At 54.1% G+C, this 12,534-nt stretch carries 12 protein-coding genes; 5 read left to right on the top strand and 7 right to left on the bottom strand.

Features of this window, described 5'->3' with window-relative positions:
• Positions 1-135 precede the first annotated feature (135 nt).
• The 5 genes from HF679_RS08615 to HF679_RS08595 form a co-directional block, all read right to left on the bottom strand.
• Positions 136-708 carry a TetR/AcrR family transcriptional regulator gene (locus tag HF679_RS08615; protein ID WP_123753931.1) on the bottom strand — a complete coding sequence of 191 codons (573 nt, stop codon included), beginning with the start codon at positions 706-708 and terminating at the stop codon, positions 136-138.
• A 96-nt stretch (positions 709-804) separates the two neighbouring features.
• The gene (locus tag HF679_RS08610) at positions 805-1,668 is read right to left on the bottom strand and encodes an arginase family protein (protein WP_154143650.1); all 864 of its coding nucleotides are present in this window, start codon (positions 1,666-1,668) and stop codon (positions 805-807) included.
• Between the two features lie 233 nt (positions 1,669-1,901).
• Positions 1,902-2,666: an inositol monophosphatase family protein gene (locus HF679_RS08605; protein ID WP_123753933.1), complete on the bottom strand. Its 765-nt coding sequence runs from the start codon at positions 2,664-2,666 to the stop codon at positions 1,902-1,904.
• A gap of 9 nt (positions 2,667-2,675) precedes the next feature.
• Positions 2,676-3,695: a LacI family DNA-binding transcriptional regulator gene (locus HF679_RS08600; protein WP_187042873.1), complete on the bottom strand. Its 1,020-nt coding sequence runs from the start codon at positions 3,693-3,695 to the stop codon at positions 2,676-2,678.
• Positions 3,692-4,462 carry an MBL fold metallo-hydrolase gene (locus HF679_RS08595; protein ID WP_315970245.1) on the bottom strand — a complete coding sequence of 257 codons (771 nt, stop codon included), beginning with the start codon at positions 4,460-4,462 and terminating at the stop codon, positions 3,692-3,694. Before HF679_RS08595 ends, HF679_RS08600 begins: the two co-directional genes overlap by 4 nt.
• Positions 4,463-4,622: 160 nt before the next feature.
• Between HF679_RS08595 and HF679_RS08590 the strand changes: the two genes are divergently transcribed.
• From HF679_RS08590 to HF679_RS08575, 4 genes are all read left to right on the top strand, one after another.
• On the top strand, positions 4,623-5,672 hold the full coding sequence (locus HF679_RS08590; RefSeq protein ID WP_154143652.1) for an ABC transporter ATP-binding protein: 1,050 nt from the start codon (positions 4,623-4,625) through the stop codon (positions 5,670-5,672).
• Between the two features lie 29 nt (positions 5,673-5,701).
• On the top strand, positions 5,702-6,841 hold the full coding sequence (locus HF679_RS08585; RefSeq protein WP_123753937.1) for an extracellular solute-binding protein: 1,140 nt from the start codon (positions 5,702-5,704) through the stop codon (positions 6,839-6,841).
• Positions 6,842-6,909: 68 nt separating this feature from the next.
• Positions 6,910-7,743, top strand: a complete 834-nt coding sequence (locus HF679_RS08580) for an ABC transporter permease (RefSeq protein WP_187042872.1) — start codon at positions 6,910-6,912, stop codon at positions 7,741-7,743.
• On the top strand, positions 7,740-8,600 hold the full coding sequence (locus tag HF679_RS08575; protein ID WP_187042871.1) for an ABC transporter permease: 861 nt from the start codon (positions 7,740-7,742) through the stop codon (positions 8,598-8,600). Before HF679_RS08580 ends, HF679_RS08575 begins: the two co-directional genes overlap by 4 nt.
• A 293-nt stretch (positions 8,601-8,893) precedes the next feature.
• Here HF679_RS08575 and HF679_RS08570 read toward each other — a convergent pair whose 3' ends face one another.
• Together HF679_RS08570 and HF679_RS08565 are read right to left on the bottom strand one after the other, a co-directional pair.
• Positions 8,894-10,087, bottom strand: coding sequence for an MFS transporter (locus tag HF679_RS08570; RefSeq protein WP_123753939.1), 1,194 nt, complete (start codon positions 10,085-10,087; stop codon positions 8,894-8,896).
• 141 nt (positions 10,088-10,228) lie between these two features.
• Positions 10,229-11,365, bottom strand: coding sequence for an alpha/beta hydrolase (locus HF679_RS08565; RefSeq protein ID WP_123753940.1), 1,137 nt, complete (start codon positions 11,363-11,365; stop codon positions 10,229-10,231).
• 172 nt (positions 11,366-11,537) lie between these two features.
• Between HF679_RS08565 and HF679_RS08560 the strand changes: the two genes are divergently transcribed.
• Complete coding sequence (locus HF679_RS08560) at positions 11,538-12,428, top strand: LysR family transcriptional regulator (RefSeq protein ID WP_123753941.1); 891 nt, start codon at positions 11,538-11,540, stop codon at positions 12,426-12,428.
• The last annotated feature ends 106 nt before the right edge of the window (positions 12,429-12,534 follow it).

Genomic DNA, 12,534 nt, shown 5'->3' with positions numbered 1-12,534 from the left:
GCATAGTATTGATTATGGAACGATCAGTCAAATAATTTTCATAAAAAAATCAGCGGTGATGCGCCGACAGATTTTCTTATGAGAAGCAGACATTTGCGATTTGTGGGCTAGCGTTTTGACCAAACCTGCGTGGCATTATTTCAATAATTTTGACATAAGCTCAAAAAACCCAGGCAGGTCACGGCTAAAAGAGAAGGACGCGTTTATGGCTTTGCGGGCGATTAAACCATCGATAAAGGCAAAAAGGATAATCGTGGTTTCCTCCAGGCTAATGTCCCGGCGAAACTCTCCCGCAGCAATACCGTCTGCGATAATCCCTGCAATACTTTGCCGCATGATGGTATCACTGGAAATATACGTTTTTTGCAATTCAGGGTTCCGCGCAGACTCCGCGATGATTTCAACCCACAGTTGATGCGTGACTGGGTATCCTACATCGCTGATGCACGAAGTCACTTGCTCGCAAAGGCGGTCGAAATAAGTGCCGTCAGATGGCGCATTATGGGCTGTTAACGCCGAACTCTGCTCTTCAAGAACGATAGCCTTGATGAGGTCATCCTTGCTTTTGAAATACGTGTACATCGCTCCCTGACTGATGCCAGCCCGGGTAGAAATTTCACGCACGCTGGTCGCACTAAAGCCTTTTTCAGCAAAGCAGGCAGCAGCAGCGGTAATCAGCTTATGGTAGGTTTCGGTTTTCTTTAACATGTCGTCTATGATGTTTAATCCTGTGCCCGGACTTTAACGCTGTTTTCTTCCTGGAGCCAGAGTTGAACTCCGTCGTCTGGCTCCCGGAATCAGATGTTACTTCATCAGCGGTAGCGCACTGAGCATATTCTTGAGGTTCAGCATATCCCACGGCAGATGTTCAGCAATCGTCAGGCCGACTGGTGCGGCTTTTGAAGTAGCCTGAGCTATCAGGTTGAGTACATCTTCAATAGTCAGTTTGCCTTCTGCCACATCACCAAAGTCGTGCTCTCCTCTGCCAGGCCTGGCGAAAAGAACAGAACGGAAAAGTGACGGATCGAGAACGTCCAGATCCAGGTGTATCGCCAGATACTCAATACTTTCCCTCTCAATCCATTCCATGACGTCTTTCCCGTCTTTTTTGACTTGTTCAGGGCCGATAGCCGCAATGTGATGACGAGCAAGATATTCAGCTTCATAAGCCAATGGATCGTGAATACCTGCAATCATTATTTTTGAGGGATTGAGCCTGGTGGTGACGTGAGCAACTAAATCTTTATCACCCGTTCCAATGAGTGCGCCAAGAACATGGGCATGGGCGTTTGGATATTGTTGAGCCGTCTGCACGTCAGGGTGAGAGTCGATCCAGAGCACACCCAGTTTATCACCGTATTTATTGAGCAGATGTGAAAACGGAGCCAGCGACACCAGGCAATCGCCACCAAACACGACAATGGAATCGGGATCATGTTTCTCAATCAGAGAAGCTGCATCGTTGAGCTGCCTGATAATTTGAGGTTTAGCGGTAATGCCATCCACTTCGGCCTGCGGCGCCGTTGTGGGCTCATCGACCGCAACAGACTCAACAGGGCCATCCGATTCGGGGGAAAGATACGAGAGGAGAAGCGACCCAAGGTGATAGGGGGGATTATTACCACCTTGCCATTGAGGAAATAAAAGTCTGAGCGTTTTGCTGGTCATAGTTTGCCTTTGCATGTTTTGACAACGGACTGATTTGAGTAAATCATAACCCGATAATGAATGAACGTTCATTCATTTTTGTGTAATCAGCGTTCTTTGGCAAGCTGCACGGCACGTTAAGTTAATGGCAAGGAGCAAAGTCATTTTTCAGGCCAGTTTCAGGCTATGTCCGCTTCCTGGCACGGAGCAGACATGACTGGCCTTGCAGATTGACGGCTGACTGACGCGAGCGTTTAGTGGCTCACCAGCAGGGTTGAAAGACGCGCCTGCACATCGGCACACCCGGCCAGCACCAGATTGCCGTTTACCAGGCCATTATCGGCAAGAAAGGCATTGCTGGTACCGCCCGCTTCAACAATGATCAACATTCCCGCCAGCGCGTCCCAGCTGTTCATGTGCTCCTCGTAATAGGCATGCACCTGCCCGGTAGCAACGTGGGCGAGCATCAGCGCCCCGGCACCAAAGCGGCGATACTCCATGCCGGCATTGAGCACGTGGGCAAGGGTGCGGGTATAGTTTTCCACCGGCGCGCGGCTGGAGCGGCCCATACCGATAACTACCGTTTCTGGATCCGGCTCGCGGAGCGTCAGACGCTGGTCGTTAAGAAACGCCCCTTCACCACGGCGGGCGAAGAAAAATTCATGACGATCCGGGGCGTAGATAATTCCCAGCTCCGTTGTGTTCTCGCGAACGTAAGCCAGTGAGATGCACCAGTAATCCATCCCCTGAATATAATTGGTCGTCCCGTCGATAGGATCCAGCACCCAGGTACCGTGTTCACCGGTCTGCAGCCCGCTCTCTTCCCCGAGAAAGCCATCCTTTGGACAGTGGGCGTTCAGCCAGTGTTTGATCTCTTGTTCCACATACAGATCGGCGTGTGAAACAAAATCCTGACGCGCTTTTTTATCCACCTGTAATCCGGCATTACGTAATGCCTGTGCTTCTGCGCCCAGCTGGCGAATCAATGCGCATAGTGACTGGTGTTGTTGTTCGGTCATAGCCTGCTCTTATTGAGGTAATGGCGACGTGCGCCGGGAAATGAGTTGCACATCCACCCAGGTGGTTCGCGAGGGTTGCAACGGATCGTCGGCGCGTTCCAGCAGGCGGGTTAATGCCTGACGGGAAATCTCCTCGACGTCCTGGTGCAGGGTGGTGAGCTGGTAACTGTATTGCGCCGTTTGCGGCGTATTGTCAAAACCGATGAGCTGAAAATCGCCCGGACTGTGCCTGCCGCGCTGGCGCATCCCGTCAAGAAAACCGCAGGCGAGCTGCGCATTGGCACAGAAGATGCCCTCAAGAGTCTCATCCGCCCCGACGGCGGCCTGAAACCCACCGTCGTAGCCTTCGATGGGGGCGATAATCGATTGCAGATTGCGGGCGGTGTCGACACCTAAGGTCTGTAGCGCCTGATAAAAAGCATCGCCGCGCATGCGACCGGCCCAGGTGGAGTGCGCGGTATTGAGCCAGCCGAAACGACGACAGCCGTTGCGCACCAGCTGCCCGGCGGCGAGGGTTGCGCCGTAGACGTTGTCCGAGCAGACGTAATCCACTAAGGGGATATCCGGCTGGCGGTTGATACCCACCACCGGGATCTGCTGCGACACGCACTCGTTCACCAGTGATTCCGGGGGCTGACCCGAGGTCACGATCGCCCCGGACACCCGAAACTGGGCAAAACGACGCAGCGTGTGGGCCAGATCCTTTTCGCTGTGAATTTCACTCACCAGCGCCTGAAAACCACACCGCTGGATCTCGCTCAGCAGGGCATCCAGCAGGCTACTGCGAAACGGGTCGCTGATGCGCGAGACAATCACGCCGACCAGATGACTGCGGCGACGGTTTAACCCTTGCGCGAGAAAGTTAACCTGATAACCAAGCTCCGTTGCCGCGCGCAGGACTCGCTCCCGGGTGGCGGGAGAGATACTGCCGTTGTTGCTTAGTGCTCGTGAGACCACCGCCCGTGAGACGCCCGCCCGGTAGGCGACATCCTGCGCGGTAACGCTCTGTTTACGGGAGACGGAACTCATGCCGGGCGTTCCTCGCTGGAAATCACGGGGGTGTTAAGCGTGCATTGCAGACCGTCATAGCTGACGAACAACCCGTTGCCGGGCTGGCAAGCGCGCTTGAGGTCATGCACTATCGCGTCGTTACAATGATAGAGCCCCAGTGCCGGGAGATTCAGGCGCTGAAACAGCGCCAGGCAGGAGGGAAAATCACCGTGGGATGCATCATCGCTGAGTGCCGTCAGTGACGCACATTCCTGGAAAGCGAGACCGGCCCCCTCCATCAGTGCCACAGATTCTGGCGTTGGGCGACCGTCGCCGCTGTAAAACAACGTCTGCTCACCCTGGGTGATACGAATGGCGCGGTTGGCGAGTTCATGCCGGGTTTCGGCGGTCTGGATATGCCAGTCGTGCCACGTCCATGCGTCGGTGGTGTCGCGCCAGTCGAGATCAAAACACAGCGTGGTCTGCGGCCAGTTGGCGAGCGTGGCCAGTTGCATCAGCACGGGGCGCTGCTGCGGCTGACTGTAAATAATCAACGCTTTCTGGCGCGAGAAGCTGTGCCAGTGATTCAGCAGCGCCGTCAGCCCGGTACAGTGGTCCGGGTGGACGTGGGTAAAATAGACGACGTCGATATCATTGACGTCGCCTCCACGTTGCCACAATGCCCGTGGAATCGTGGGACCGCAGTCAATTAACCATTGTCGGTTCTTCTCATCGATTATCCGCAGCGCGGAGGTATTTTGTTCGCGGGAGAAGGCGCTACCGCACCCAAGCACATCTATTTTCATGTTCTCACCAAAAATGTTTGATGCTTAATTAAATTGTCACAAATACCCGACAAAGTAGGCTCACATAATGTCGAGTCAACATTGCATTTTTTTTACATTCAAATGAACACGTGTTCATTGCAGTAAAAAAAGTCAACACAGCGATTTTTGGGTAATAAAAATGAGTTATTTACGGATAGCCGGGATTAAAATTAGCTATGGCGAAAAGGTGGTGTTGCATAATATCGATCTGCATGTCGAGAAAGGCGAGATGATTGCCCTTTTGGGGCCGTCCGGCTGCGGAAAAACCACGCTTCTCAATGCGCTTTGCGGGTTTATTGCGGTAAAACACGGAGAGATTACCGTTGCCGGCCGTGATATTACCCATAGTGCGCCGGAGCAGCGCAATATCACCATGGTATTTCAAAGCTACGCCCTGTGGCCGCATCTGACGGTCGCGCGCAATATTGGCTATGGGTTGAAACTGCGCAAATGGCGTCGTGACGATATTGACCGCCGCGTTGCGGAACTGCTCAGCATCGTTAATCTGACCGGTCTGGCAGATGTGAAGGTCACCGAGCTTTCCGGCGGGCAGCGGCAACGTGTTGCGCTGGCGCGGGCGCTGGCCATTGAGCCGGACGTGCTGGTGCTGGATGAACCCCTGTCGAACCTTGATGCCAAAGTGCGTCTCAACGTGCGCCATGAAATTAAATCCCTGCAAAAGCGCCTCGGGTTTACCTCATTAATTGTGACCCACGATCAGCAGGAAGCGCTGGTTATGGCCGACCGTATTGCGGTGTTAAATAATGGCCACATAGAGCAAATAGGGACGCCGGAAGATATTTACCAGCGACCGGCAACGCCATTCGTTGCTGATTTCATGGGCGCGGACAATAAAATCAACGTTAATGACTTCTTCGCCAAAGAGAATATTTCCCCGAGTGCGCAAGGGGAATCTTATGCCGATGATTTCCGTGACTGCACCCTTTATTTTCGTAGCGCCGATGCAGCACTTTGTGCATTAACCGACCGCGCGCCGGAGGCGGGGATAACCCTTAATGGCGTGGTCGAGCAAAGTGCTTTTCTCGGTAATTTATACCGCCATAGCGTGCGCTGTCGTGAGCGCGTATTGCTGGCGGATTCAACCCAGTGCTGGCCGGCGCAGTCATCCGTGCGGCTGCACGTTCCGGCTGCTGCTTTACATATTTTTCCATCGTCTCAAGCAAGTTGACTTCATCGTGTTCATTTTGGGGATAGACCATGTTTACTAAAACGAAAGCTGCGGTAGTGACGGCATTGTTTCTAAGCTACGGCGTGCAGGCCGATACCATTCTGAACGTTGCCACAGCAGGCGATCAGAATATGGTGGATTACGTAAAAACCTGGCTGGGGCCGAAGTTTGAAGCGGCGCATCCAGGCGTGAAAGTGCAGGTGGTGGGCACGGGGCCAGGAGATGCTGGCTCGAATAAAATCATCGAGAAACTGAGCGCGCAAAAAGAGAGTGGAGCGAAGACCTGGGATATAGATGTGGCAGTCGTTCATCAGAAAGCCGGTGGTGAACTCGTGGAAAAGGGGCTGCTGGAGAAATATCGCCAGCAGATTAGCACCGGCAGCATGGTGAGCGCGGATAACGCGAAAAATGCCCTCGGCGTGAATGTCGATGGCTACGTGATGCCGATGTTCTTAAGCCAGACCGCCATCGCCTGGAACAGCGAAGCCATCAAAACGCCTCCGACGTCTTATGACGAGCTGGTGAGCTGGGCGCAGAAAAACCCGCAGGCTTTCGGCTATAACGGCATCAAAAACGGCATGTCCGGAGTGAGTTTTGTGGTGGGCTGGATGTACGCCTACGGTACGGACGCCGGACGTCTGTCTGCGCTGCCTTACGACAAAGGCGTGGAGAAAAACTGGAGCCAGGCGTACGAGAAGCTGAAGGCCTTCAATAAGAACGTGACCTTTACCCCAGGCAATGCCGGTACGCTCGATATGCTCAGCCGCGGGGAGATCACCATGGGGCCGGTGTGGGTGGATATGTTCTACAGCTGGAAAGACCAGGGCAAGCTGCCGCCGTCAATCAAACTGGCGCTGCTGTCGCCGGGTATGCCTGGGCAACCGATGTACTACGTAACCCCGGCGAAGGCGGCAAACCCGCAGCTGGCGCGTGAGTTTATCGAGCTGGCAACCAGCCCGGAGGTGCAGGCACAGGGGATCGTAAAACAGTTTAACTGGTATCCAGGTATCGATGCGGAGCACGTGAAGCCGAAGCTGGATCCGGCAACCTGGCAGAAGCTGTTCGCGGAAATATCCCCGCAAGCGCTGGCGGATCACGGCAAAAGCTTCCCGATCGCCCCTTACTTTGACGACATAAAAGAAGGCTACGAAAGCCAGGTCGCCAATTAATTATCGCTCATGCTCAGGTTCAGCATGACGCCGTCCTGAGCGTTTCTTTTTCTGATGTCAGGTTTGCTATGCGCCGTTCGTTGAAATATCTGTTACTGGTAGTCCCCGCCGCGCTGATGATCGGCGTGCTCTTTTTGTACCCGCTTGGGTTCTCACTGATTGCCGCGTTTACCAACGATGCGGGGCAACTGACCCTGGCCCATTTCACTAAGGTTTATACCCTCTATTCCAGCGACATCGCCTTTACGGTGGTGATTGTGCTGATCTCCGTGGTGCTGCTGGCCGCCATTTCCATCACGCTCTCGGCGGTCATCACGTTGTCACCCTGTCGGCCAATTGTGCGCATGCTGGGGTTCTTGTATCGCCTGCCGCTGTTTATCCCGTTTATTGTGGCAGCACAGATGATGCGCACCTTTCTGGCCAAAAACGGCCTGATGAACAATGCGCTGGTGGCCACCGATCTGTTTACGCCGATGGAGACGATTTCCTGGCTGGGCTGGAAAGGGATCATCATTACCTTTGTCTGGAAACAGCTGGCGTTCGCCACGCTGCTTATCTGCGGCGCAATGGCGGCGCTGGAGCAGTCGCAAATCCTGGCCGCACGAAATCTCGGGGCCTCGCGCCCGGGCATTCTGTTCGACATTATTCTGCCGCAGGTGCTGCCTGCTATCGGCGTGGCGCTGGTGCTCTCCACCGTGACCATGATGTCGGTGCTGTCCGTGCCGTTGATGATTGGCGTCGGCACGCCGACGATGATGACCGTGGACATGGCGTTTCGCGTCAACTCTTACGGCGACTACGCGGTGGCCAATGCGCTGGGCGTGGTGTCACTGCTGATTTGTGGCGCTCTGTCGTGGTTCTACCTGCGCCACAGCCTGCAACAGAAGGGGAGTGACTTATGAAAGAGGTGAGTATGACTTTGCCGAAAACGTGGCTGGCGAAAGGGCGTCGAAAACTGAGCGCCAGTCTGCCGCTCCAGACGCTGCTGTTGATTTTTATGCTGCTGGCGATGTTTGGCCCGCTGCTGAACTTGCTTATCTGGACGGTAGCAGAGAGCTGGTTTTTCCCCCATGCGTTGCCGAGCCAATGGGGGTTGAAATACTGGTATCAGGTGTTCAGCCCCTACAGTGATGTATCCGGCTCGATGCTGACCAGCGTGCTCATTGCAGTATTGTCGGTAGTGGTGTGCCTGGTGATTTCAGTGCCGGCAGGTTATGCGCTTTCACGGCGGGGGATGCCGCTGCGGGTGCTGTTCATGCTGCTGTTTTTGATTCCGCAGGCGTTTCCGAATCTGACGGTGTACATGAATATCGCCCGGCTTTTCTACCAGTGGGGGCTAAACGGTACGATTGCCGGCGTGGTGCTGGTGCACAGCATGCACGGCCTGATGTACTCAGTATGGATCTGCGTGGCGGCCTTTTCCGCCGTAGACCCGCTGCTGGCGAGGGCATCGCGTAACCTCGGCGCCGGGCCGATTTACACCTTCTGGCATATTGTGCTGCCGCAGGCCTCGCCGGGCATTATTGCCGCCAGTATTTTTGTCTTCCTCGAATCGCTGGATGAATTTACCGGTACGTTTTTCGTTGGCGCACCGGACATCAGCACGCTACCGCTGCTGCTGTACAACGCCAGTATGTCGGGGAATTATCAGGTGTCGTCCATTACGGCCCTGATTCTGCTGGTGCCGTCGCTGGTGTTTATGCTGGTCATCCATAAGTTTATGCGCCCGGACATGCTGTCGAAGCTGGGTAAAGGGTGAGGGGGGCGTATCGCGCTTCTGAAGCCAGCTATGACGAATCTTCCCCTCGGTTGCGATGCGCCTCAAACCAGGCGTATTGCAGGTTGTTGCAGGGAATCACCGTGCTTATACTTCGCCACTCCTGCTGATGGCTGCATTGCTACATAGCAATAATTGATTTATGCGAGCAATGCCTGCATTTAGCACCCGGCGGCCAGGCTAAATGGGCTGAAGGTCCGCTATGGGTGAGAGCTGACATTCGGCTCTCTGCCGTTTGTCATGACAGAGAGCACGCCAGAAATGAAGGGGTAGTTCTAGTTCGCTTTACTGTTTTGTCGGGATGTGACAAGCGTCATCGCTGCCGCCCCCAGGAGTAAGAAACCGCTCAAGCCAAAAGCACTACGCCATCCCAGAGTGTCGAACACTAACCCTCCTGCCGTTGAACCCAGTGCAATCGAGAGCTGGATCACCGCAACCATTAGGCCACCACCTGCCTCTGCATCTTCGGGTAACGCCCGCGCAATCCATGTCCACCATCCCGTTGGCGCAGCCGTTGCCAGTAGTCCCCACAGGCTCAGCAACACGGCAACAGCCCAGATGCTGTGTCCAACCAGCAGTAACGCGCCGGCAATCGCTGCCATAAGCAGGGGTATCATGATTAAGGTCTGATAAAACCTTGCGTTCAGGAATATTGATACGGCCAGTGTGCCGACAAAACCCGCCACGCCTATTGCGAGCAAAATCAGAGAGAGACCAGAAGGACCTACGCGGGTCACGGTTTCAAGAAAGGGGCGCACGTAGGTAAATAAGGCAAACTGCCCTATGAAGAAGAGCCCGCAGGCCAGAAGTCCCGTAGGGACAAGGGTGATGCGGAACAGACGATGCACAGATCTCTGGGATTTTTGTTTTTTATCGCTTTCCATCGATGGCAGGCTGATCCACTGCCAGATGAACGCGGCTATAGCCAGGGGAACGAGGCATAAAAAAGCCCCGCGCCAGCCCACTGTCGTCCCCAGATAGCTGCCAAGCGGTGCCGCGACAACGGTAGCCAGCGCATTCCCACCGTTAAAAATCGCCAGCGCGCGGGGAACCTGACGCTGCGGAACGAGCCGAATGGCGGTTGCAGCCGACATGGACCAGAATCCACCAATGGCCACCCCAATCAGGGCTCTCCCCAGCATATAAACCGGATAGCTGGGTGCCAGGGCGATGACTATCCCCGATATGGCCATTAAAACCGTCAGCCCCTGCAGGAGATATTTTCGGTTCAGATCTCCGGCAACATGAGAGATAGTCAGGCTGGTCATGACCGCCAGTGCGCCAGAGATTGCAATCCCCTGGCCAGCCAGCCCTTCGGTAATGTGTAGATCACTGGCAATAAGCGTAAGCAGGCTGACCGGCATAAACTCGGAAGCGATCAGCACAAACACGCAAAGCGTCATGGCAAACACGCCTCCCCACTGCGCATGGTTTTTTTCGTAAGGTGGTTTTAGTCTTAATGTGGACATTATCAGATCCCTTAATATCAAATCGGCCAGATTCAGGCGCAGTCCGGACAGACGTCATTCAGGGAATCACGTCAAAACATGGGTGAAAATGATGCGCAGGCTATTTACAGCCGCCTGCATATATCAGGCGGCTTGGGACGATTATCTTAGGTTGGTTTTGAAAAACTGCTCAAATTTAGTAAACGGAATCTTACCCGCAACGTTGTCATACAGATCAACATGATTTGCCCCCGGAACAATTACCAGCTCTTTCTCGTTGCTGCCGATCGCCTTAAAGGCATCTTCAGCAAAATAGCGTGAATGGGCTTTTTCACCGGTCACGATAAGCGTAGGGATAGTCACTTCATTGGCGTAACTCAGCAGCGGCATATTCATAAATGACAGCGGCATCGTCGCATTCCAGGCCCCGGTTGAGTTGACCGAGCGCGCATGGAAACCACGCGGCATGCGATAATAATCAAAGAATTCTTTCAGAACCGGATTGGGATTGGCGGGTAATGTTTCTGGTAGAATACGTTTCGACGTACTGACGTTCCCCTTTTCATCAACATAAATGTCATGCCCGCCGGGCGCGAAAGCTCCGTTCTTCGCATCTTCCCAGCGCTGTGCATTCAGATACTGTAATACGGCGCGACGATCCGCAGTGGTATAACGGTCTTTACCATCACCCACGCCATGCCCCATCGCACGGCTCATGTCATACATCACGCTGGTCGCCACCGCTTTCACGCGGGTATCCATCGCGGCGTCGTTTAAGGCCATCCCGCCCCAGCCGCAGATACCCAGTAACCCGATACGATTTCGATCGACCTCTTTTTGCAGGCCCAGGAAATCAACAGCCGCGCTGAAATCCTCGGTGTTGATATCCGGAGAGGCAACGTTACGCGGATAGCCACCGCTTTCCCCCGTATATGAAGGGTCAAAAGCCAGGGTAACAAACCCCTGCTCAGCCAACGTCTGCGCATACAGACCGCTGGACTGCTCTTTCACCGCGCCGAAAGGCCCGCTGACGGCAATGGCCGCCAGTTTGCGCTCGCCGCGATCCTTTGGAATGTAGAGATCACCGACCAGGGTGATCCCGAAGCGGTTCTGAAAGGTCACTTTACGATGATTCACTTTCGTACTTTCAGCGAAGGTTTTATCCCATTTCTCGACCAGAGAAACTGGCGCGTTCGGATTGGTTGTATCGGCATAGCTCATCGTTGTGACTCCACTTAATGATGCGCAGAGCAGCATGGCTGGTATCGCGGTTGTCAGTTTTTTGGTGAAGGCAGTCATCAAAATCCCCTCATAAAGCGTGATAGGTACAGGTTTCATACGGACAACACTGCTGTGCTTTGTTGCAATGCGGGCATTATAGTGAGCAGAAACAGTGCTTATTAGAGGGGTAAAATTGCTAGAATTAATACCATATTGTTATAAATGGTGATGCGATAGCGAGGGAAACGTGATGGCGAAACGGGAAAACTATAATGATTTATACCTGTTCATGCAGGTGGTGCGGGAAGGGAGTTTTACCGCTGCGGCGCAACGACTCGGCCTGGCACAATCAGGTATAAGCCGTTCTGTACGCGAACTTGAAGAAAGACTGCGCGTTCAGCTTCTGGCACGTACCACACGCAGGCTATCGCTCACCCATGCTGGCGAACAACTCTACCGGACCATTGAGTCAGGATTCGACGCTTTAGATATGGGGCTCGCCACGCTGGCCCATTATCGCCAGTCCCCGTCAGGTACGGTACGGATTAATGCCAGTCAGCACGCTATTGATAAACTGCTCCTGCCAAAGCTTGCGGTGTTTAAGCAACGCTACCCAGACATCCGGCTGGAACTCATCAGCGAAAGCCGGTTTGTCGATATTATTGCCGAAAGATTCGATGCCGGTGTACGTCTCGGGCCGGAAGTTGGCGGTGGCATGATAGCGGTCCGTATATCCCCCGACATGGAGATGGCCATTGTCGGTACGCCAGAACACTTTCGCCGCTATGGCTTTCCGCAAGTCCCGACAGATTTAGCGGTTCATCCGTGCATCGCTTATCAATTTGGCGATGGGAGCCTCTATACATGGGAACTGCAACAGGATGGTAAAAAAATAACGCATCAGCCGCAGGGACAATGGGCTTTCGCTGACAGCTATATGGAAGCCAAAGCCGCCAGACTGGGACTGGGGCTGGCTTATGTTCCGGAAGAACTGGTGTCCGATGATTTAGAGCAGGGCTCGCTCATCAGAGTTTTACAACGCTACAGTCAACGCCTGGAAGGCTCATTTCTCTATTATCCGCACCGCAATGTGTCTCCCGGTCTGCGAGCGGTTATCGATACACTGAGAATTTATGAATGAAGACCAGGCTGTATCCGTGCCAGGGTAGCTGGTGTGCTCCTGGCACAGGGGCTGACGGAAGTGACGACTCTGAAGGTCTGCTGTGAGCTGTGAGTTCAACGGGTCG

Source organism: Enterobacter sp. JUb54 (assembly GCF_014298075.1).
GTDB lineage: Bacteria > Pseudomonadota > Gammaproteobacteria > Enterobacterales > Enterobacteriaceae > Klebsiella > Klebsiella lignicola.
The sequence above is the reverse complement of the archived record's forward strand: the minus strand, read 5'-3'. Positions and strand labels throughout refer to the sequence as shown.